The sequence below is a fragment of the Shewanella zhangzhouensis genome, from assembly GCF_019457615.1.
GTDB lineage: Bacteria > Pseudomonadota > Gammaproteobacteria > Enterobacterales > Shewanellaceae > Shewanella > Shewanella zhangzhouensis.
Window position 1 is genome coordinate 3,460,117 of the sequence record NZ_CP080414.1, and the last position, 21,210, is coordinate 3,481,326.

The window sequence follows — 21,210 nt, forward strand, 5'->3', positions numbered from 1 at the left end:
ATATTTACCGCTCGCATGCTCAAACCCAATACCGGATTATCGTCGCTTTCCTCCCTGCTGACCGATGAACAAAGCGTTCGCTGGTCACATCAACGTATGCTGGCCATCGCCAGTCAGTTGGCGATGCTGGTGATAAGCGTAGTGTTGGTGATCAATGTCATCATCACCCTGGGCGAGCGCAGATTGCAGCAGGAATGGGCGACCCAAAGATACAGCGAGCTCCAGTCTGTCGGCACCATGATTGCTGACAAGGTCACCTTCCAGCAGTTCCGTACCCAAACCTTCGCCCGTGGCGAACTGCTGCGCCAGTATCTCGACAGCGGCGATGAGGGCCTCAAGGAAAAACTGCTGCTGCAATGGACAGGCCTGCAAAAGAACATGCCGGAGCTCATGGGCATTGCCCTGTTCAATGCCAATGGCGAGTTCCTGTTTGCCTCCACCGATGTGTTTGGCCGCCAGACCCTGCCGCCATCACTGCTGGGTGGCTCCCGCAACATGGGGGGCAACGAAATCTACAGCTCCCCCATGGAGTTCTTGTCAGTCAACGGCGACCTCGAACCCTATATGTATCAACTGGCGTGGCTTGAAAACCCCGATCAGAGCGTGCGGGGTTATCTGGTGACCTATAACTCCATGCTGCGTACCCTGGACATGGTCAAACCCGCCCTCAGTGCTACTCAGCAACCCATGATGATGTTCGATACCCAGGGACTCATGTATGCCGGCCCCAGCGATGCCCCGCTGCCGAGGCTGCCCGAGGGCTTGAGTGGCAGCCTGCGTCAGAGCTACCCTGCACTGTGGCGCCAAATGGCCATGAGCAACTTTGGCCAGTTCCATGGCGATGATGCCACCTTTGTGTATCTGAAAGTGGACCTCACCACCCAGTATGAAACCCGCCGTGAATACTTTTTGGTGTCTTATATCCGCAACGATGACATTGCGTCACGCTTCTCCCAGTGGCAAACCATTCTGGTCATAGGGGCCATCATACTGACACTGCTGGCGGCGGCCGTGGTCATACTCACCCACCTTTACCGTCTCGAGCAGCGCGCCCGTCACAACAGTATCCAGCTGGCAGCCGATCTCTTTACCGGCGAAGAAGGTCAGCTGTTGGTGAACGATAAGGGCCGGGTTCTGAGTGCCAACCCCAAGGCTGGCAGCTTGTTGAATCTGGCGGCCAACCAACTGACAGACCGCAGCCTGCAGCGCTGTTTGCAGCTGGATGACGACAGCTTTGATAAAATCATCGCCACCGCCAAAACCAAGGGAGAATGGCGCGGAGAAGTGAGCCTGGATGAACGTCCCGGCGCCGTGATCCGGGTCGTACTGCGTTACACCCGTGCCAACACAGAGCGCCAGCGTTATTTCCTGGTTGGCCTCAATGACATCAGTGAACTGGCCCAGAGCCGCCAAGAAGAGTCACTGCACAGACTGCTGGCCGACAGCGCCGTGGCCACCGCCCTGACCCGGGCCGACGGTACCCTGCTTAAATGCAACAGCGCCTTCGAACAGCTGCTGGAATACAACGAGCCCCTGGGGGCCAATCTGGCTGATCTCCTTGAGAATGACCTGGGTAATCAATGGCCACGCATTACGCAAATGGTGGCCATGCAGGGCAGCTGGCAGGGGCAAATTCTGTGCACCAACAATGCCAGCACCTGTTTGCAGGCCACCCTAAAAGGCCACCTCGACGATGAGGGGGATATTGAGTATTTGGTGTGTACCCTGGAGCAAGCCAGCAGCCGCAATCGTGGCCGCGAGAACAGCCAGCTCATTCCCAACCGCAGCACCATCCTGGCCAATCTGGAGGATCTGGCGCGCTACTATGATGCGCTTGGTGAGCAGAGCCGCAATCACTCCTGCCTGATGCTGATGGACATCAGCCCCGCCGGTATGCTCAGCCATATGAGCGATATAGGTCAGCTGGAAAAACGCCAGGAGGAAGTAGAGACCCTGCTGCTCAAAGAGCTGCCGTCCAACTCACAGATTTCCCATTGGCAGCTCGGTAAGTTGGTGGTCATACTGCCGGGCACCGACAGCAATGCCGCCCACAAGTATGCGGTGGATGCGCTGGACTCACTGAACAGCCTGGGGCTCGGCGAAGGCATCTCCATTGGCATTGCGGCCCATCAGTCCGGGCAAAACCTCGAAGCCTTTATCAGCCACGCCGAAATTGCCCTGAAGCGCGCCAAGCAAACCGGCGATCAGAAGATTTGTCAGGCCTTTACCCGCTGACACCCAGCAGCTGTTCCGGCAGGGATTTTTCACTGACGCTGATAATCCCGCTGCGGTTTAAGGTCACCTTGTATCTGGCATAACGGGGAGCTTTGCGGCCTTCGCGGTACACCAGCACTACGTTGATTTGATACCGGCGTTCGGCGGTTTCGGCGCAGATCCCCTCTTCGGTTTCACGGAACACCTTTACCTTGCCCCGCTCCAGGTAGCGGACAAACGGTACCAGACTAAATGACACCTGTTCTGAGAGGGTGTCATAACCGGCTAAAAATCCCTCGTCATTCACCTTGGTCGAAATACCATAGTGCAGGTATTCCGCCTCCAGGCGGTTTTGCTGATGGCGTCGGCTCAGAATTTCTGTCACCGCCAGCGGTAAATCCTTGCTGCGAACAAAGTCCAGCCACACCTGCTGGCGGGCCACCACCTTCTGGCTCGAGGTGTCGCGCAGCAATCGGCTCCAGCGGGGACGGCCGCGCTGGATAACCCGCCACATGGCGTTACGTATGTCTTCTTTAAAGATTTCCCGGAAGCCGTAGATCACCGCCAGGGTCAACAGCAAACTCATGGTTACGCCGCTGAACACCCCCTGGGCCTTGATGATAAGCGCCGATACCACCAACATCACCAGACCTGTGGCAAGGCCGGTGACAAATTTCTTCAAGCCCACGCCCAGGGGTTTCAGTTCTTCTTTAAGCACCACCCCCTGCTGGATAAGCCGTCTGAGCAGCAGCATCTTGTTGGAAATTCGGTTGTGATCCGATTTGGTTTTTTCCGAATTGTAATGGCGGCCGTCACGGTAGAGCGCCTCGGCGCGGCACAGCGACAGCACGGCGTCACGCACGGTATTGGGGCCTTCGGCATCGTCGGTGGGAATGTCCGGTGCATGCATGATGAGCTGCAGTAATTTTTGCTCACAGTGCCACGACAGATAGTTGTCGGCATGCTCAAACCAGGGTTTCCATTTGGGCTCTGTGGGCTCACTGCGGCGGAACTTCTTCAAAATCGCGCCCACCTGCTCCCCCAGTTCGCCCAGCCGGGGGAAAAACTCCTCGGCGGTTTTAAGCTGCAGCAGCTCCTTGGTGTCGTTTTCCATGGCCACGGCAAACTGGTAGGCAAAGAGGTTCAGATAGAGCCTGAATTCCTCCATGGTGCGCTTATTGAGGCTGACAAAGCGGCTCTGCACCAATGGCAGGTGCAGGCCGTCGGAATAATAGGCCCGCCGCCCCAGAATGGCGCTGTGGAAATACTCTTCTTCATCAAGGCTTTCGGGCCCAATGCCCATTTCCTTGGGCAAGGCAAAATAGAGGTCCAGCCGGCAACTGTCGTTGGCGCCGAGCTGATGGGAAAATTTAATGGAAAGTGCGTCTTCTTGCTTGAGTTGAATATTGGCCACAGGGCTCCTCTATGCCAGACTGGTGAAATACCTGCGATTTCTGCCGCCAGCCCAACAGACTTTACTCGCCCAGTTTGCCAAATCCGCCCTCAGTGGATCAACCGGCAACCGCAAACCGTATTACTTGGCTGAAACAGCACTATGGCATAGTCACGGGCCTTATCCAGCTCCAGGATCTCCAGCTCCATCTCGTGAAGCCCCTTGCCGGACAGATTCAGCCCGCTGACGTAGGACACGTAGTTCATGTGCATGGGGTTGGGCGCACCATTTTTGGCCGTTTTCTCTTCTTTGCTGTGAATGGCAATGCTGTATCTGTTACCGGCCCCGGCGGAGGTTTTAAGCTCACCCTCCATACTGATGCTGCCCGCCAAACTGCCATCGAGGTTGAAGTAACGGTAATGCATCTGCGCCCGCTTGCCCTTGGTGACAAGGTCGACCAACAGATACTGCTTGGCCTGGGCGCCATCACTGGGCTCGTAGAGTTCCGATGAGCAGTTCAGCAAGGTGGTTTCGGCGCCACGGGTTAAGCTGAAAATGGTGCCCAATGCCAGCATCAGCAACAGTAAAATGCACAGGTTAATGCTCCAGATCCAGGCTCTAGTCACAGATGTCCACCTCTCTGAGCCAGTCCGGGCTGATAAAGCGTCTTGGGCTGCGGCCATCGCTAACCTTCAGATTACGTACCACTGCCTGCCCCAAATAATCGCCCCTCAGGGTGAGATTCAATACCCGGGAGTCGTGACTTAACGACATAAAAACTTCGCGCCAACGGGAATGGCGACAATCACCGAGTACAGATGCCAGCTCGGACGCTTTTTCAAGCAACAGGGTATTGTTACTGCGGGAATGGGCATAAAGCACCAACTTGACCATCTGACCGTCGGTCTGCACCACCGACTGTACCTTTAGTGGTGCTGTGGGGGACATTTCCCCCACCCGCAGCGCAAAATAGCCACCGGCAAACAGGGATGCCAACATCAGCAGCGCCGGGATCCAGATGGGCACAGGTCCCAAACGGCGGGTTGGCAACCGCCTCTTTGCCGGTACAGGTGCTGTCATGGGGGTCAGGTGCAAGCGATACCCCTGCCCCTTGACGGTTTCAATCAAGAGTTCGCTGCCGGGGCCCAGGAAGGAGCGGATCATAAACACGGCCCGCGCAACCGATGAATCACTGAGCTCGCCATGTTCATCGTCGCCCTGACGCAGCTCGGCCTTGGAGACCACCTGATCGGCCTGACTCAGCAAGAGTCTCAGCACCTGCGCTTCTGCTCTGGGCAAATGCCAGACGTCGCCGGAGGTGCGATTAATCAGCTCCCCTTTGACATCATTAAACCAGCAATTACCCAATTGCATCAGGATCCCTCACTCAAAATACCCGGCCATTTTACCCTGTGGCTGAGTAAGGGACTGTGATCTGGATTAAGTGACGCGCCTTTGCCAAAAATGAGATAAATCTTAAAAAATGTGATAATGAACAATATGTTGAATGAATGAATGGCCAAATGTAAATGCCATTGAATGCCGCTGAATTTACATGAATGTTACAAATAAGGTGACATGACACCATTTCTGCCCGCTGCAACCAATCAAGAAAAAGTGCCTTAATCGACCAGACCTTTTATCTCCAACGGATTTCGGCGGCTGGCTTCAAGCGCGCCAAATCACAGTCTTCCTTTTCGTGCCCGACATACTGATGCCATGGCCCCAGGGGCCCTTGTATCACAACACCCTTGAATCACAACAAGAGGAAAAACAGCATGAAAATCGACAGACGACAGGCGCTCGGACAAATTATCGGACTGGGCAGTGCAGCAGGACTTGGTCTGGTCAGTACTTCACTGATGGCGGCCACCGACGAGAATGGTAACTATCAGCTCGCCCTCGGTGAAAAACTCAAATATGTACCGCTGGACCCCATGGCCACCGCCAAACTGGCCTATGAGACGGGTGGCGGCTGTATGCACCAGGTATTCCATGCCACTGTCACCATGTTGGCCAATTCTGCCAGTGTGGATGCCGACAAGTTCAAGACTATTCCCACCGCTCTCGCAGGTTATGGTTTTGCCGGGGTAACGGGTCAGGGCACCCTGTGTGGTAACCTCAACGCCATAGGTATGCTGGTCAATCTGCTGGATGATATCAACGGCCAGAACGCCGCCGTGATTGGCGCCGCCTTCCGTTGGTATGAAAACACCAAACTGCCACTGGATACTGCAGAATTTATTGCCGGTATTGGCTCCACCGCCGAGAAAACCGAACTGGTTGTCAGCTCATCGGTAGCAAACAGCGTATTGTGCCACTCCTCCATCAGTAACTGGTCCAAGGCATCGGGCAAAACCTTCAGCCAGAAGGGCGAGCGCTGCTATCGCCTGTCGGCTTCCATGGCCTACCACCTGGTTGAACTCCTGAACCGCGCCTACAAGGGCGAAGTCATTGCCGGTGTCCCTGAAGCCAAACCATCCGAAGAAGCCCAGCGTTGTCAGACCTGCCACGGCAGCACAGAGACCATGGGTCCAGCCGCCAGCGTTAAGACCGACATGGAATGCACCACCTGTCACACCGGCCACTTCAATTAAGGGGGCGCCATGAAACCAAGACTTCTCTACCCGCTGCTTGCGACACTGCTTTTGGGTGCCTGCGGCAGCGACAATGACCCGCAGGAGCCCATCACACCCGAGCCACCCGAGCCACCGGTGGCGGAAGTAGTGCATGTGGATGAGGCCGAAACGATTGCCCTTGAAGTGGTCAGCTTTGAGCCTCTCACCGGCGCCGTGGAATTCACCCTCAAGAACGAGGCAGGGCTTGCCATCACAGGCGCCAGTCAGTATGAGCTCATCTATTTCGGCTTACCGCCTGAAGAAAATGCCTCAAACAATGCCAAAGCCTGGAAGCGCTGGCACGTTTCCCAGAGTTTCCGCTGTGGTGAAGATGCTTCTGCCTGTGAGGGTGTATTGACAGAAGGCGACACCAAGGGACTCTACCAGTTTGAAGCACAGGGACTGGATTGGAGCCAGGATGCGCCGGAAGGCACCCTGAGCAGATACCGGTTGGCCATCACCCTCCAGGGCGCCAAAGCCAGCAGTGACATGCAATTTGTCGCAGACGCGCCGTAATGCGATAACGGGGGTCAAGTCCGCCTCACGCCCCCGACTTTTTTTTCCTTACAGCGGATAGTGTACAGGCGCTATCCGCTTTTATGTCGTTAAGACCAGATAAGCAATACCAGAAACACCGCCAATATGCCGAGACAGGCAAGGGCAAAACAATGAATCCAGGACAAGCCTCTGACAGGCCTTGAAAAAAGCCGTGCTATGGGACGCATTCCAGAGTGCAGTAAATAGCCCTCATTCCCCACCTCTTCGAGCAGGTAGCGCCAATCGGGCCCCATCAGCGCTCCCAGCGAGCGCATTTCCCGCTCCAATTTACGCTCATTGGCGCCCACTTGTTTGAGGGCACCACGCAAGCTTGAACGTGACACCACTCGCCCCCGCTCGGCACCGAGCATCAACAGCAAGGCCCCCTGAGCCTGGGTCAGGGTATGACGACGCCCATCAGTGAATTCGAGTGTCAGGGTGCTGGCGGTGAAATGGGCCTCACCAATTTGCATGGGTTGCGTATCCGAAAAGTAACAATGCGCTCAGTATAGAGAATCCGTTGTCCCAGAGGTGTGATCCCGTCTAAGCCCTGAACAGGAAAAGCTGAAAATGTGAACATCACCGGATTACAAGGGATACAAACACTTACCCTTGTAATCCGATATGATTAACCGTCAATGAAAGGTTGCGGCATTCAGCCACATGTGCACCAGGATGCTCGCGGCGTACCCCAGGGCAATCACAGGCGTCCACTTGAGGTGAGTGCCGAAGGTGTATATCCCACGCGCCTGCCCCATGAGTGCCACACCGGCGGCGCTGCCAATGGACAGCAGGCTGCCGCCCACTCCGGCGGTCAGGGTGACCAGCAGCCATTGCCCCAGTGCCATATCCGGATCCATGGTCAGTACGGCAAACATCACAGGGATATTATCCACAACGGCGGACAACAGGCCGACCGTGATGTTGGCATAGGTGGCATCCCAATGGGTATACATGGCTTCAGATACCAGGCTGAGATACCCCATAAAACCCAGTCCACCAACACAGAGCACCACCCCGTAGAAGAACAGCAGGGTATCCCATTCGGCGCGGGCTACCCGGCTGAACACATCGAAGGGAACCACGTTACCCAGGTAGGTCAAACGCTCCCGATTTTTCTCGGCTTCGGCCTTGGCAATGGCCTTGGCAACCGAGTGGTTGAAGGTTTTGCGAAGGAAGAAGCCAAAGAATTGCAGGAATCCAAGGCCGGTCATCATCCCCAGCACAGGTGGCATACCCAGCAGCGAATGCGCCAACACCGCTGAGGCGATGGTCAGTAAAAATAAGGCGACAATGCGCTTGGCACCGCGGCGCATAAATACCCGCTCCGATACGGCGGCAGGACGCTCGTTACCGATAAAAAAGCTCATGACCAGCGCCGGCACCATAAAGTTCACGACGGCAGGAATAAAGAGGTCAAAGAACTCACCAAAGGGCACTATGCCCTTTTGCCACACCATCAGAGTAGTGATATCACCAAAGGGACTGAAGGCGCCGCCGGCGTTGGCAGCAACCACAATATTGATACAGGCGATGCCAATAAAGCGGCGATTCTCTCCCCCCACCTTCATCACCACAGCGCACATCAGCAGTGCCGTGGTCAGGTTATCCGCCACCGGTGAGATAAAGAATGCCAGAATGCCGCAGAGCCAGAACACCTGCCGCAGGCTGAAGCCACGACTCACCATCCAGGCCCGCAAGGCATCGAACAGGCCGCGCTCTTCCATGGCGTTGATGTAGGTCATAGCCACCAACAGGAACAGCAGCAGCTCGGCATATTCCAGCAGATTGTGCTTAAAGGCCTCTTCAGCCACCTGAGGCATGCCATGCTGCGAATAAACAAACCCCAACATGCCCCAGATGATCCCGGCGGCCACCAGCACTGGCTTGGACTTGCGCAGGTGCAGCTTCTCTTCCAGCATCACCAGGGCATAGGCCAACACGAAAATGGTGATGGCAAGGTATCCCACTGTGGCACCGGTCAAATCGAGCCATTCGCCACCGCCACCGCTGCTCGCCAAAGCCATAGGCGCAAACAGCGCCAACATGAAAGAAATCGCCATCCCTGCGATACGATGGACTCCCCCATTCAAATGCTTTGCCTTCATAGATTGCCTTTGTTGTTATGATCTGCGCTGAAATTAGCACGACACTCACGGCCAGAATCTTGACTGAGCGCAACTTTCATTGAATAAGCTTTATCTGAATCACGTAAAAATTCATTATTTTTTTACATTTACCCACAAGGTGGTAATAAAAAAGCGCCCATTGGGCGCTTTTTTATGAACGGCTGAATTTTAGAAAGAATACAGCAGTGTCATGTTGGTTTCTGTGTCTGTGCTTTTTTTACCATCCAGCGGCTCGCTGTTGTAACGCACGATCACAGCAAATTTCATTGCCAGTGCACCGATGATATTGGCGGTCAGCGAGGTTTCAGAGCGCGCTTCCAGCTGGTCGCCATAGTCGGCAACGATGAGTTGCTTGAACTTGGAAGAATCACTGATCTTGGTTTCAAAGTTCAGCACACCGTGGGCTACCACGCTGTCTTCTGAGCTGTAACCCAAAAGCGCACTCTGCTCGTCATCCAAACGGCGATACTGGTAACCGGGACCCACTTCCATGGCCAGAGTGGTACTTTCGGTGTCGATAAAGCGATGACCGTAACCCACGGCGCCGGTCAGCTTGTAGTCATAACCGGTAAAAGGGTCCTGTTCATAGTTGGCGTTGGCAAACAGGTAGTTGCTGTCGTCAAACTTATAGTTGCCCTGGGCACCGGCAAAGTAGCGCTCGGCGGTCACTTCGTCAGTGTCTTCCTTGTAGAGCGCTTCCAGAGTGTACTGGTTTTCCCAGTTACCCAGTTCATGCTTGAGCCCGAGACGGCCCTTGAGTGAGGTGGTGTCTGTATTGCCTGTGGTCAGAGTGGCGCCCAGCTCGGCTTCACCGGCAAAGGTTTTGTCGCCTTCCACGAAGTCGGCACCGGCCATGGCGGCAAAAGGTGTCGCCGCCGTCAGGGCCGCGGCAATCAGCAGTTTGTTCATCATTCTCTTATCCTTATCAGGTGTTTTCGCTCCCAAAAATCGCCGCACATGGTACCACCTGAGGCCGGAAATGCGAAATACACCACAAAATCCGGCATTTGACTGAACAAATTACTGGGGGAAACTTCACCCCCATCAGGTGCCACAAAATGTACGGAAGGGGCCGAAATCTTCCGGGGCGCCCAAAGCATAGGCCTCATAGCCCGCCCGTTCTTCATAGGGACGACATACCACCTCCAGCAAGCGCTCGAAAGGCCCCATATCCCCGGCTTCGGCGCGGTCCAGCGCCCCCTGCAGCAGATGGTTGCGGGGGACATACACGGGATTCACGCCTTGCATCAACGCCCTGGCATCCGGAGCAAAGTCGGATTGGGGACCATATTCGCAGCCAAGCCTCTCATGCCAACGGGTCAGCCAGGGGGCGAGTTTGGCACTGTCGTCGCTCAAGGCCTCAATGCCCGCAGCGGATGTATCGCCAAGGCTGTTCGCCAACGCCCGGAACGCCCGGGTAAAGTCGAGTTTCAGCTCACCGAGCAGGGTCAGGAAGTCCATAAAGAGTTCAAGGTCACCATCCTGTGCGGTTTTCAAGCCAAACTTGGCGGCAAACACAGCCAACCATTCGTTGGTATAAACCTCGGCAAAGCCATCGAGCACCGACTGGGCATGGGCCAGCGCCTCGGATTCATCCTCAGCCAGCAGCGGCAACAGGGCTTCGGCAAAGCGGGCCAGATTCCAGCGGGCAATGCCGGGTTGATTGCCATAGGCGTAGCGGCCATCGTGATCGATGGAGCTGAACACGGTGCGGGCATCGTAGCTGTCCATAAAGGCGCAGGGCCCGTAGTCGATGGTTTCACCGGAGATAGTGACGTTATCGGTATTCATGACCCCATGAATAAAGCCTATGCCCATCCACCTTGCCACCAGCTTTGCCTGTGCCCGGGACACCGCATTGAGCAGCGCAAGCGCTGGCGCTTCATCGCTCATAAGCTCGGGATAGTGGCGCTTCAGACTGTAATAAACCAGTTCACGCAGCCCTTCATGGTCGCCGCGCGATGCAGCGTACTCAAAGGTGCCCACCCGGATATGGCTCGATGCCACCCGTGCCAGCACAGCGCCGGGCTTGATGCCATCACGGTAAATGTCTTCGCCGGTGGTCACGGCCGCCAGCGCTCTGGAAGTGGGAACACCCAGGGCATACATGGCCTCGCCCATCAGATATTCGCGAAGCACGGGCCCAAGCACCGCCTTGCCGTCACCGCCGCGGGAAAACTGGGTGCGCCCCGACCCTTTAAGGTGCAGGTCGCGGCGCCTTCCATGAATATCCGTGATTTCTCCAAGCAATAAGGCGCGACCATCCCCCAGCCTCGGTGAGAAGCCGCCAAACTGGTGGCCCGCATAGGCCATGGCAACGGGCTCGCTGCCTTCGGCGGTCAGCATGCCACAAAAGAAAGCCGCAAGACGGCTGTCTTCCATGGCATCTGCATCCATCCCCAGCTCGTCGGCGAGCTGTTGGTTAAAGCACACCATGGCCGGCGCTGGTACCCTCGCCCCTTGCCAGGGCTCAAAAAAGCCCTCCATGTGCCGGACAAAACTGTTATCGAACTGAAACGGGGAAAACACCTTGGACATCCTCTGCTCCGACATAACGGCAATGGGCTAATGCTAACCCGTTTGTCCGGCGAGCATAAGCAAAAGCGCACATTTACCCGCTTACAGGAGCCAGCCAAATAAAAAGCCCGCGATTGCGGGCTTTTTCAGTTCAGCGAGATTAGAGATTGATCTTCGGGTCCAGCTCGCCGGTCTGATAACGCTTGTACATGGCCTGCAGTGACAGCGGCTTGATTTTCGAAGCCATACCGGCACAGCCAAAGGCTTCGTAGCGCTCGGTACAGATATCGGCCATGGCTTCCATGGAGGCCTTGAGGAACTTACGTGGGTCGAACTCACTTGGGTTCTCGGCCAGGAACTTACGTACCGCGCCGGTGGAGGCCAGACGCAGGTCGGTGTCGATGTTCACCTTACGCACGCCGTGCTTGATGCCTTCAACGATTTCTTCCAGCGGCACACCATAGGTCTCAGGGATGTCACCACCGTATTGGTTGATGATTTCCAGCCAGTACTGGGGCACAGAAGAAGAGCCGTGCATCACCAGGTGAGTGTTGGGGATACGGGCGTGGATTTCTTTGATGCGGTCGATACGCAGCACGTCACCGGTAGGCTTGCGGCTGAACTTGTAGGCACCGTGGCTGGTACCGATGGCAATGGCCAGGGCATCCACGTGGGTGTCGGCCACAAAGCGTGCGGCTTCTTCGGCGGTGGTCAGCAGCTGGTCGTGGCTCAGTACACCAACGGCGCCGATACCATCTTCTTCACCGGCAGTACCGGTTTCCAGGCTACCCAGACAGCCGATTTCACCTTCAACAGACACACCACAGGCGTGGGCAAATGCCACAGTCTTGCGGGTCACGTCTACGTTGTAATCGTAAGAAGCCGGGGTTTTACCGTCGGACATCAAAGAGCCATCCATCATCACCGAGCTCATACCCAGCTGGATAGAACGCTGGCACACGTCGGGGTGGGTGCCGTGGTCCTGGTGGATACACACAGGGATATCGGGATACTGCTCGAGGGCGGCGTTCATCAGGTACTTGAGGAACTGAGGACGGGCGTACTTGCGGGCACCGGCAGAGGCCTGAACAATCACAGGGCTGTCGGTGGCTTCGGCCGCCTGCATGATGGCGCGCATTTGCTCAAGGTTGTTCACGTTGAACGCAGGCACACCGTAACCATGCTCTGCAGCGTGGTCCAGCAGTTGACGTAGGGAAATAAGGGCCATTTTTTACTCCATTAATAGGGTGACATCCATGCTGAACTTGGGTCACCGAGGTCGCTATCGTTTGGACTGATTTTTATACCTCCCGGTCTCCCGGGAGGCGGTTTTTTTAATAATAGTAATTTGTTGCAGTGTTACGCCTTGGCACCACGGGCGGTGAGCATGGCTACGGCTGGCAGCTCCTTGCCTTCGAGGAACTCAAGGAAGGCGCCGCCACCGGTAGAGATGTAAGACACCTTGTCGGCGATACCGTATTTATCTACGGCCGCCAGAGTATCGCCGCCACCGGCGATAGAGAAAGCAGAAGACTCGGCAATCGCCTGGGCGATGCGCTTGGTGCCTTCACCGAACTGGTCGAATTCGAACACACCCACAGGGCCATTCCATACGATGGTACCGGCGTTCTTGAGGATGGCGGCCAGGGCCTCGGCGCTGTCTGGACCGATATCAAAAATCATATCGTCTGCGGCAACATCGCTCACATCTTTCAGGGTAGCAGCGGCTGTTGGGCTGAACTCTTTACCCACCACCACATCGGTCGGCACAGGGATATCGCCGCCGCGGCTCTGGGCATTGGCTACCAGACGCTTGGCTTCATCAATCAGGTCGGCTTCATACAGCGACTTGCCCACCTGATTACCGGCTGCGGCAATAAAGGTGTTGGCGATACCGCCGCCGACAACCAGCTGATCAACGATGCCGGAGAGTGACTCGAGCACGGTCAGCTTGGTTGATACCTTGGAGCCACCCACAATGGCCACCAGCGGGCGGGCTGGGTTGTCCAGCGCCTTGCCAAGAGCATCTAGCTCAGCAGCAAGCAAGGGACCGGCGCAGGCGACAGGGGCATAGAGACCCACGCCGTTGGTGGAGGCTTCGGCGCGGTGCGCGGTTCCGAAGGCGTCCATCACGTAGACGTCACACAGGGCTGCCATCTTCTTCGACAGCGCCTCGTCGTTCTTCTTCTCGCCCTTGTTGAAGCGCACGTTTTCGAACACAACCACTTCACCAACGGCCACATCAACGCCATCGAGGTAGTCGCTGACCAGACGCACGGGGCAATCCAGCGCGGCAGTCAGGTAGTTCACCACAGGCTTCATGGAGAACTCTTCGTTGTACTCGCCTTCGGTCGGACGGCCCAGGTGAGACATCACCATTACCGCAGCGCCTTTTTCCAGCGCCAGCTTAATGGTGGGCAAAGAGGCGCGCAGACGGGCGTCACTGGTGACCACGCCGTCGGCCACAGGCACGTTCAGATCTTCACGGATAAGCACGCGCTTGCCGTTAAGATCCAGGTCTGACATTTTGATAATTGTCATGGTATTGCTTCCTTATTTTTAATCAAAAACAAATTCTTGTGAGAAAAGCTTGTCCCTGCTCTTCTTCATTATCCTGTAGGGTCAATCAGCCTGTGTGGCGGCCATGGCCAGGGCAGTATCGAGCATGCGGTTGGCAAAACCCCACTCGTTGTCGCACCACAACAGCATTTTCACCAGATGCCCGGCGCTGACACGGGTCTGGGTGCCATCCACCACGCTGGAGCGCGGATCATGGTTAAAGTCACATGATACCAGAGGCTCGTCGGTATAGCCCAGTATGCCACTGGCGCTGCCATCGGCGGCGGCCTTGAGTGCGGCGTTGACGGTGTCGATGTCTACCCGGGTATCCAGGGTCACCGAAAGGTCGATAGCGGTGACATTAATGGTAGGCACCCGTACCGAAATCGCCTCAAACTTGTCTTTCATCTGCGGCAGAATGCGCTCAATCCCGCGGGCAAGCTTGGTGTCCACCGGGATAATCGACTGACTGGCAGCGCGGGTGCGGCGCAGGTCGTCATGGTAAGCATCAATCACCTGCTGATCGTTCATGGCCGAGTGAATGGTGGTGATGGCGCCGCTTTTCACACCGAAGTGACGGTCGAGCACGTCGATGACCGGCACCAGACAGTTGGTGGTGCAGGAGGCATTGGAGACAACGGTATCTGTGGCTTTAAGGCTGGCATCGTTGACACCATAAACGATGGTGGCATCGACATCGGCAGAAGACGGGTGGCTTATCAGTACCTTGCGGGCACCGGCATGAATATGGGCTTCGGCGCTTTGCCTGTCATTGAGGGCGCCTGTGCACTCAAACACCAAATCCACATCCAGCTCCTGCCAGGGCAGCGCGGCGGCATCTTCAACGGCCAGCAAGCGGATGGCGTCATCTCCAAGGTGCATCATGCCTTCATTGAGGCTGGCACGGGTATGGAAACGGCCGTGGGTGGTGTCGTAATTGGTCAGGTGAACTATGGCCTCGGGCTTGGCCAGTTCATTAATGGCGACCAGCTGCATCTGGCCCCGTTTTCCGGACTCATAAAGCGCCCTCAGTACGGAGCGGCCGATGCGGCCATAACCATTGATAGCAACACGGATCATAGTGGTGAGCAAATCCTCTGGGGAGGGTGAAAACCCTGTCGGCTCCCCTGCCGACAGAGGCTGACCGGCAACGCCGGTCAGACCGGTGGCAGCCAGGCTGCCACCTTGCTCGCGTCAGTATTAACCCAGCAGCTCTTCGGCGGCGGCAACCACCTTGTCGACGGTGAAGCCGAACATTTCGAACAGCTGATTGGCTGGCGCTGACTCGCCGAAGCTGGTCATGCCTATGATGCGGCCGTTCAGGCCCACATACTTATACCAGTAATCGGCAATACCCGCTTCCACGGCCACGCGTTTTGTGACGCTGGCAGGCAGTACCGCTTCTTTATACGCAGCATCCTGCTTATCGAACACGTCGGTGGATGGCATGGACACCACACGTACCTGCTTGCCCTTGGCGGTCAGTTCGGCCTGGGCCTTCACAGCCAGCTCAACTTCAGAGCCGGTGGCGATGATGATGAGCTCAGGCGCCGCAGCGCTGTCTACCAGCACGTAGCCGCCCTTGGCGACATTGGCCAGCTGCTCGGCGCTGCGTGGCATTTGTGCCAGGTTCTGACGGGAGAAGATCAGCGAGGTTGGGCCGTCTTTGCGCTCGATGGCGTATTTCCAGGCCACGGCAGACTCAACCTGGTCACATGGGCGCCAGGTGCTCATGTTCGGGGTCACACGCAGAGAAGCGATTTGCTCTACTGGCTGGTGAGTCGGGCCGTCTTCACCCAGACCGATAGAGTCGTGGGTGTAAACCTGAATGTTCTGCACCTTCATCAGCGCAGCCATACGCATGGCGTTACGGGCATATTCCATAAACATCAGGAAGGTAGCGCCGTATGGCACAAAGCCGCCGTGCAGGGCGATACCGTTGATGATGGCGGTCATACCGAACTCACGCACACCGTAGTGCAGGTAGTTACCGCTGGCGTCATCACCTGTGATGGACTTGGAAGCCGAGTACATGGTCAGGTTGGATGGGGCCAGGTCGGCACTGCCGCCAAGGAATTCAGGCAGCATGGCGCCAAAGGCTTCCAGGGCGTTTTGCGAGGCTTTACGGGAAGCAATGTTGGCAGGGTTGTTCTGCAGCTTCTCGATATAGGCCTGGGCTTCTGCGCCGAAGTTGGCAGGCAGTTCGCCGTTCACGCGGCGCTGGTATTCTGCGGCCAGCTCTGGGTAAGCAGCGGCGTAAGCGGCAAACTTGGCATCCCAGGCTTTTTCAGAGGCGATACCGGCTTCTTTGGCATCCCACTGGGCATAAATGTCAGCAGGGATAACGAATGGGTCGTGCTTCCAGCCGAGGAATTCACGGGCAGCTGCGATTTCAGCATCGCCCAGTGGCGCGCCGTGACAGTCGTGTGAACCGGATTTGTTTGGCGAGCCGTAACCAATGATGGTTTTGCAGCAGATGAGGGTTGGACGTGGATCAGCCTTGGCCGCCTTGATGGCTGCATCGATGGCGTCGCTGTCGTGACCGTCAACACCGGCAATCACGTGCCAGCCGTAAGATTCGAAACGCTTTGGCGTGTCGTCGGTAAACCAGCCTTCAACGTGACCGTCGATGGAGATGCCGTTGTCATCCCAGAAAGCAATCAGTTTGCCCAGACCCAGGGTGCCCGCCAGGGAGCAAGCCTCGTGGGAGATACCTTCCATCAAGCAGCCGTCACCCATGAACACGTAAGTGAAGTGGTCAACGATGTCGTGACCGTCACGGTTGAACTGGGCAGCCAGCACTTTCTCAGCAATGGCCATACCCACGCCGTTGGTGATGCCCTGACCCAGAGGACCTGTGGTAGTTTCAATGCCTGGGGCATAACCGTACTCAGGGTGGCCTGGAGTGCGTGAGTGCAACTGACGGAATTGCTTGAGGTCTTCAATAGACAGGTCATAACCGGCCAGGTGCAGCAGCGAGTAGTGCAGCATGGAGCCGTGGCCATTGGAGAGGATGAAACGATCGCGATCGGCCCACTGTGGATTGGTGGGGTTATGCTTCAGATGACCGCGCCAAAGGACTTCGGCAATATCTGCCATCCCCATGGGGGCACCGGGGTGACCGGAGTTGGCCTTTTGAACGGCGTCCATGCTGAGTGCGCGGATAGCGTTGGCGAGTTCTTTACGAGACATGCTCTCTCCTGCTTGTATTGAGGCTTTTCGGGCAATTGTGGGCACATATTTTCCCTTAACAGGGCTTGTGGACGCAAATTTAAATTTCCATATTGACGGCTGGCAAAACCAGTGAGGCGCTATCAGGGGGTTGTTTCGCTGGTCGCATACAAAAACGCATGGAATAAACCACAGCACATCAGGCCTTTATCACCCTGAATTTGTTAAAGTAATTGATTTTCTCTATAAAACAGCCCCCTTCCCCAGTCCTATCTTGGTCACAATTGGCACTAAATTTTCTGATCCGGGGGATGATCGTGAACGTAATTTCAACTAAAATGGCCGTCTAGATGTAGATGCTTCTACACGTTTAACGCTTAAAAAGTCGAGATTTTCCAAACATGGCAAAACACTTGTTTACCTCTGAGTCGGTCTCAGAAGGTCATCCCGATAAAATTGCAGACCAGATTTCCGATGCTGTGCTGGACGCAATCCTGGAGCAGGATCCCAAGGCCCGCGTAGCGTGCGAAACCTACGTGAAAACCGGTATGGTGATGGTCGGTGGCGAAATCACTACCTCTGCCTGGGTCGATATCGAAGAACTGACCCGTAAAACCGTACGTGAAATCGGCTATGTGCATTCAGACATGGGCTTCGATGCCGATTCCTGCGCGGTACTGAGCGCCATTGGTAAGCAGTCTCCTGACATCAACCAGGGTGTTGACCGTGCTGACCCACGTGAACAGGGCGCCGGTGACCAGGGCCTGATGTTCGGCTACGCCAGCAACGAAACCGACGTGCTGATGCCAGCCCCAATCACTTACGCTCACGCACTGGTGAAGCGTCAGTCAGAAGTCCGTAAAGACGGCACCCTGTCCTGGCTGCGCCCCGACGCCAAGTCTCAGGTGACCTTCGCCTATGACGAAGGCAAGATTGTGGGTATCGATGCCATCGTACTCTCTACCCAGCACTGCGACTCTGTGTCTCAGTCTGATCTGGTGGAAGGTGTGATGGAAACCATCATCAAGCCTGTGGTACCTGCCCAGTGGCTGAACAAAGACACCAAGTTCTTTATCAACCCAACCGGTCGTTTCGTTATCGGTGGCCCAATGGGCGACTGTGGTCTGACTGGTCGTAAGATCATCGTTGACACCTACGGCGGCATGGCCCGTCACGGTGGTGGCGCTTTCTCCGGTAAAGACCCATCCAAGGTTGACCGCTCAGCTGCCTACGCCGCCCGCTATGTTGCCAAAAACATCGTGGCCGCAGGTCTCGCTGACCGCTGTGAAATCCAGGTGTCCTACGCCATCGGTGTGGCCGAGCCAACGTCTATCAGCATCGAGACCTTCGGTACCGGTAAGCTGCCAGAAGATAAGCTCATCGCCCTGGTACGCCAGCACTTCGACCTGCGCCCATACGGCCTGACCGAAATGCTGAACCTGGCACGTCCTATCTATCAGGCCACTGCCGCTTACGGTCACTTTGGCCGTAACGAGTTCCCTTGGGAACAAACCAACAAGGCAGAAGCGCTGCGCGCGGACGCGGGTCTGTAATCAGACGCTCGCCCATAAAAAAACCGCCTTTCGGCGGTTTTTTTGTTTCTGGCTCACCCCGTAGGTACCTCACACCGACACAACTCAGTCAGTGGCTGTGGTCAGACCGAAGCAACGGTCTGTTGGTGGCCGAGGTCAACTAATAGCAGTGGTCGAAGTGCGCCGCCTGCACCAATAAAAACCCTAACTGGCTTTCGGGCACTGCTTCCAACTTCAGAGGCTCCAGAGTGCCACCCGGCGAAATGTCCCACTGCCAAGCCGTATCCACCGAATGAACAGTGCCGCAATGCACATAGCCTTCGGGCACTTGCAGCCAATAAGCCTGAGGCTCACCGCCTCGAAAGGCCTTAACTTCGACGCCCCCATGCACGCAGAGGCTGTACCCGAGGCGCAATCTGTCCCAGGCGCCAAGCGCATGTTGTTGGTAAGGCATTAACAGCTGTTGAATATGTTGCATAGTGTCAGATGATGTCCAAATCGTTAGGGGTTATTTTGCCATGATTGAGCGCATATTCCATTGCCTGGGCTTGAGGCAATGCCTTGGCAAACAACCAACCCTGGACATAATCCACACCGGCATCACCGACGAAGCTCGCCTCCGATGGGGTTTCGACGCCCTCGGCCACCAACTGGAACCCTAACGACTTACACAGCTGGCAAATTTGCCGGTAAAGCACCCTGCCCTGATCGGTATCGGTTTTGCCAAGGATACTCCGGTCAAGCTTGATGCCATCTACCGAAATCTGAGTCAACAGACTAAGACTGGAAAATCCCGTGCCGAAGTCATCCAGCAAGAATCGAAACCCCAACGCCTGCAACTGGGCGATGGCGCGGTTGATGCCTTGCAGATCCCGCATAAATGCCCGTTCGAGGATTTCCACTTCAACCTGATGGGCAAATTCCCCCAACGTAGTGCGCAGCCTGTCGAGCATCAGCACATCGTTTAAGTTGTTGGGATCGAGATTGATACTGACCTTGGGCGAAAAGCCCGCTGCCTGCCAGCGTCTCAAATCCTCCGCCACCGTACTAATCACAAAACGGTCTATCACGTGGGAGTACCCGGCACGCTGAAAATGATCAATAAACCAGGGGCCCTTTATATTGCCGTCGGCATCCTTAAGCCTCAAAAGCGCCTCGAAACCAACCACCTCCCTGCCAGGCAGCTTGAGTTTTGGCTGGTAGTGCACCAGCAGCTCACCGCTCAGTACTTCGCGAACCGTCCGCTCCAGATTGCGACTGGCAGCAAGGGTTTCTGACTGATTACGGCTATACTGCCGCTCGGACATGCGCTCAATATCCTTTTGTAACTCGGTACGTTTAATGAGCTCTCTATCGTACTGATTGGCATCGGTGAAGGTGCTGTACTTACGAATAAATGGCCGGTAAATGAATACACCAACCGTGACCAAAAAGAGCTGCAGCGCCACCACGGCAAAACCGCCCGACGCAATCCAGCCATTCAAAAACAGTGGCGTCACCCAGGGGAAGGGTTTGCCATCAAAACTCAAAAAGCCTGCGGAAATCGCCATCCAGGCAATGAGCACATTCAGGCAGGGCAGCAGCACAAAGGGAATCGCGAGGCGCAGGTTAAAAACGATGGGCAAGCCGTAAATCAAAATTTCATTGATGTTTACCACGGAGAAAGGCACGGCAATTTTGGCCAGATGCCGGCTCTGCTCGTCGCGGCTTTCCAAAAAGATGGCTATCAGCAATGGAATGGTGGCACCACTGCCGCCCAGCAGCACAAAAAGATCCATAAACTCGCTGAAGGTCAGGTTGGGTGCCAGGTATTGCAGACCATTGTCATCGCCAATCAGCAGCAGAAAGGCATTATCGCCATGTACCCCAAAACACCAGAGTATGTGTGTCAGCAGCACCCTGAAAATAATCTGTCCCATGGGGCCGAACTCACCCACCGCATCCACCATGGGAGAAATACCCAGCACCAACAGCATGCTCATGGCCTTAAGGATGAGAACCACCAGCGTATAAGTCAGCACCATGGGAATAATCAGGTTCAGGTGCTGACTCAAATACGCGCTGATTTCGGCACTTCGCACCATATGTAACTGGGGGAACTTTAAGAAGTGCCGCATGATGTAGGCGGCCAATATGGGGGTAATCACCATGCGCGGGTCACCCAGTACCTCCAGCAAATAATCGCTGAACACCAGCCCACCACTGGTGTGCACATGCAGCGAAAAGATGATGCAAAGGGACAGGGTGGCCGAGGCCACCGCCGAAATATCCAGATACTTGGCAAAGTGGTACGACAGCGACAACATCGCCAGCAGCGGAAAAAGCCGCCCGAGCGTATCGCTTATGCCTTCAAACCAATGAAAGGCATCATATACCGACAGTTCAGGAGCCAGCGCTGTGGCAAGTACAGGAAAAAGCGCCAGCAGCGCATTAATAAGCAGAAACGGTAACAGCGCAATAAAGGACTCGCGCACTGCCAACAGAAAGCTGCGATCAAACAACTGGAAATTTACCTGCATAGGCCGTCGTACAGTATGGCT

17 protein-coding genes are annotated in these 21,210 nt (G+C 55.8%); 4 read left to right on the top strand and 13 right to left on the bottom strand.

Annotated elements, in window-relative coordinates; translation table 11 throughout:
* Positions 1-15 precede the first annotated feature (15 nt).
* Entirely contained in the window at positions 16-2,235 is a 2,220-nt protein-coding gene (locus K0H63_RS15175) for a PAS domain-containing protein (RefSeq protein WP_220065400.1), read from the top strand.
* Here the strand turns inward: K0H63_RS15175 and K0H63_RS15180 are convergent.
* The 3 genes from K0H63_RS15180 to K0H63_RS15190 form a co-directional block, all read right to left on the bottom strand.
* Positions 2,225-3,628, bottom strand: a complete 1,404-nt coding sequence (locus K0H63_RS15180; RefSeq protein WP_220065401.1) for a hypothetical protein — start codon at positions 3,626-3,628, stop codon at positions 2,225-2,227. The genes K0H63_RS15175 and K0H63_RS15180 overlap by 11 nt on opposite strands.
* A gap of 89 nt (positions 3,629-3,717) precedes the next feature.
* A complete protein-coding gene (locus K0H63_RS15185) occupies positions 3,718-4,233 on the bottom strand; it encodes a hypothetical protein (protein ID WP_220065402.1) in 516 nt (171 codons plus the stop codon).
* A complete protein-coding gene (locus tag K0H63_RS15190) occupies positions 4,226-4,981 on the bottom strand; it encodes a winged helix-turn-helix domain-containing protein (protein WP_220065403.1) in 756 nt (251 codons plus the stop codon). Before K0H63_RS15190 ends, K0H63_RS15185 begins: the two co-directional genes overlap by 8 nt.
* Positions 4,982-5,385: 404 nt before the next feature.
* Here K0H63_RS15190 and K0H63_RS15195 point away from each other — a divergent pair, with 404 nt between their 5' ends.
* Both K0H63_RS15195 and K0H63_RS15200 read left to right on the top strand, forming a co-directional pair.
* Positions 5,386-6,204 carry a cytochrome c3 family protein gene (locus K0H63_RS15195; RefSeq protein WP_220065404.1) on the top strand — a complete coding sequence of 273 codons (819 nt, stop codon included), beginning with the start codon at positions 5,386-5,388 and terminating at the stop codon, positions 6,202-6,204.
* Positions 6,205-6,213: 9 nt separating this feature from the next.
* Positions 6,214-6,741, top strand: a complete 528-nt coding sequence (locus K0H63_RS15200) for a hypothetical protein (RefSeq protein ID WP_220065405.1) — start codon at positions 6,214-6,216, stop codon at positions 6,739-6,741.
* A gap of 89 nt (positions 6,742-6,830) precedes the next feature.
* Here the strand turns inward: K0H63_RS15200 and K0H63_RS15205 are convergent, their stop codons facing one another.
* The 8 genes from K0H63_RS15205 to tkt all read right to left on the bottom strand — a co-directional run bounded on the left by K0H63_RS15205 (position 6,831) and on the right by tkt (position 17,159).
* On the bottom strand, positions 6,831-7,235 hold the full coding sequence (locus tag K0H63_RS15205) for a hypothetical protein (RefSeq protein ID WP_220065406.1): 405 nt from the start codon (positions 7,233-7,235) through the stop codon (positions 6,831-6,833).
* Between the two features lie 162 nt (positions 7,236-7,397).
* Positions 7,398-8,825 (bottom strand): sodium:proton antiporter NhaD, encoded by a 1,428-nt coding sequence (gene nhaD / locus K0H63_RS15210; RefSeq protein WP_258405400.1) that lies wholly within the window; start codon positions 8,823-8,825, stop codon positions 7,398-7,400.
* Positions 8,826-9,059: 234 nt separating this feature from the next.
* Entirely contained in the window at positions 9,060-9,800 is a 741-nt protein-coding gene (locus tag K0H63_RS15215; protein ID WP_220067919.1) for a DUF481 domain-containing protein, read from the bottom strand.
* 135 nt (positions 9,801-9,935) lie between these two features.
* Entirely contained in the window at positions 9,936-11,429 is a 1,494-nt protein-coding gene (locus K0H63_RS15220) for a protein adenylyltransferase SelO (protein WP_220065408.1), read from the bottom strand.
* A gap of 139 nt (positions 11,430-11,568) precedes the next feature.
* Complete coding sequence (gene fba / locus K0H63_RS15225; protein WP_220065409.1) at positions 11,569-12,636, bottom strand: class II fructose-bisphosphate aldolase; 1,068 nt, start codon at positions 12,634-12,636, stop codon at positions 11,569-11,571.
* A gap of 131 nt (positions 12,637-12,767) precedes the next feature.
* Positions 12,768-13,949: a phosphoglycerate kinase gene (locus K0H63_RS15230; protein ID WP_220065410.1), complete on the bottom strand. Its 1,182-nt coding sequence runs from the start codon at positions 13,947-13,949 to the stop codon at positions 12,768-12,770.
* 81 nt (positions 13,950-14,030) lie between these two features.
* A complete protein-coding gene (gene epd / locus K0H63_RS15235) occupies positions 14,031-15,047 on the bottom strand; it encodes an erythrose-4-phosphate dehydrogenase (protein WP_220065411.1) in 1,017 nt (338 codons plus the stop codon).
* 120 nt (positions 15,048-15,167) lie between these two features.
* Positions 15,168-17,159, bottom strand: coding sequence for a transketolase (gene tkt, locus K0H63_RS15240; protein ID WP_220065412.1), 1,992 nt, complete (start codon positions 17,157-17,159; stop codon positions 15,168-15,170).
* Between the two features lie 380 nt (positions 17,160-17,539).
* Between tkt and metK the strand changes: the two genes are divergently transcribed.
* Entirely contained in the window at positions 17,540-18,691 is a 1,152-nt protein-coding gene (gene metK / locus K0H63_RS15245; RefSeq protein ID WP_203324716.1) for a methionine adenosyltransferase, read from the top strand.
* 139 nt (positions 18,692-18,830) lie between these two features.
* On the opposite strand, the gene K0H63_RS15250 is transcribed toward metK, so the two are convergent.
* Both K0H63_RS15250 and K0H63_RS15255 read right to left on the bottom strand, forming a co-directional pair.
* Positions 18,831-19,148 carry a hypothetical protein gene (locus K0H63_RS15250; RefSeq protein ID WP_220065413.1) on the bottom strand — a complete coding sequence of 106 codons (318 nt, stop codon included), beginning with the start codon at positions 19,146-19,148 and terminating at the stop codon, positions 18,831-18,833.
* 4 nt (positions 19,149-19,152) lie between these two features.
* Positions 19,153-21,189 (bottom strand): EAL domain-containing protein, encoded by a 2,037-nt coding sequence (locus tag K0H63_RS15255; RefSeq protein ID WP_220065414.1) that lies wholly within the window; start codon positions 21,187-21,189, stop codon positions 19,153-19,155.
* Positions 21,190-21,210: the final 21 nt, after the last annotated feature.

What these genes read in the sequence shown, in the direction of transcription:
- K0H63_RS15175 (WP_220065400.1), top strand. Translation starts at nt 16, where the DNA reads ATGCTCAAACCCAATACCGGATTATCGTCGCTTTCCTCCCTGCTGACC.
- K0H63_RS15190 (WP_220065403.1), bottom strand. Translation starts at nt 4,981, where the DNA reads ATGCAATTGGGTAATTGCTGGTTTAATGATGTCAAAGGGGAGCTGATT.
- K0H63_RS15195 (WP_220065404.1), top strand. Translation starts at nt 5,386, where the DNA reads ATGAAAATCGACAGACGACAGGCGCTCGGACAAATTATCGGACTGGGC.
- K0H63_RS15200 (WP_220065405.1), top strand. Translation starts at nt 6,214, where the DNA reads ATGAAACCAAGACTTCTCTACCCGCTGCTTGCGACACTGCTTTTGGGT.
- K0H63_RS15205 (WP_220065406.1), bottom strand. Translation starts at nt 7,235, where the DNA reads ATGCAAATTGGTGAGGCCCATTTCACCGCCAGCACCCTGACACTCGAA.
- nhaD (WP_258405400.1), bottom strand. Translation starts at nt 8,825, where the DNA reads ATGGCGATTTCTTTCATGTTGGCGCTGTTTGCGCCTATGGCTTTGGCG.
- K0H63_RS15215 (WP_220067919.1), bottom strand. Translation starts at nt 9,800, where the DNA reads ATGAACAAACTGCTGATTGCCGCGGCCCTGACGGCGGCGACACCTTTT.
- K0H63_RS15220 (WP_220065408.1), bottom strand. Translation starts at nt 11,429, where the DNA reads ATGTCCAAGGTGTTTTCCCCGTTTCAGTTCGATAACAGTTTTGTCCGG.
- fba (WP_220065409.1), bottom strand. Translation starts at nt 12,636, where the DNA reads ATGGCCCTTATTTCCCTACGTCAACTGCTGGACCACGCTGCAGAGCAT.
- K0H63_RS15230 (WP_220065410.1), bottom strand. Translation starts at nt 13,949, where the DNA reads ATGACAATTATCAAAATGTCAGACCTGGATCTTAACGGCAAGCGCGTG.
- epd (WP_220065411.1), bottom strand. Translation starts at nt 15,047, where the DNA reads ATGATCCGTGTTGCTATCAATGGTTATGGCCGCATCGGCCGCTCCGTA.
- tkt (WP_220065412.1), bottom strand. Translation starts at nt 17,159, where the DNA reads ATGTCTCGTAAAGAACTCGCCAACGCTATCCGCGCACTCAGCATGGAC.
- metK (WP_203324716.1), top strand. Translation starts at nt 17,540, where the DNA reads ATGGCAAAACACTTGTTTACCTCTGAGTCGGTCTCAGAAGGTCATCCC.
- K0H63_RS15250 (WP_220065413.1), bottom strand. Translation starts at nt 19,148, where the DNA reads ATGCAACATATTCAACAGCTGTTAATGCCTTACCAACAACATGCGCTT.
- K0H63_RS15255 (WP_220065414.1), bottom strand. Translation starts at nt 21,189, where the DNA reads ATGCAGGTAAATTTCCAGTTGTTTGATCGCAGCTTTCTGTTGGCAGTG.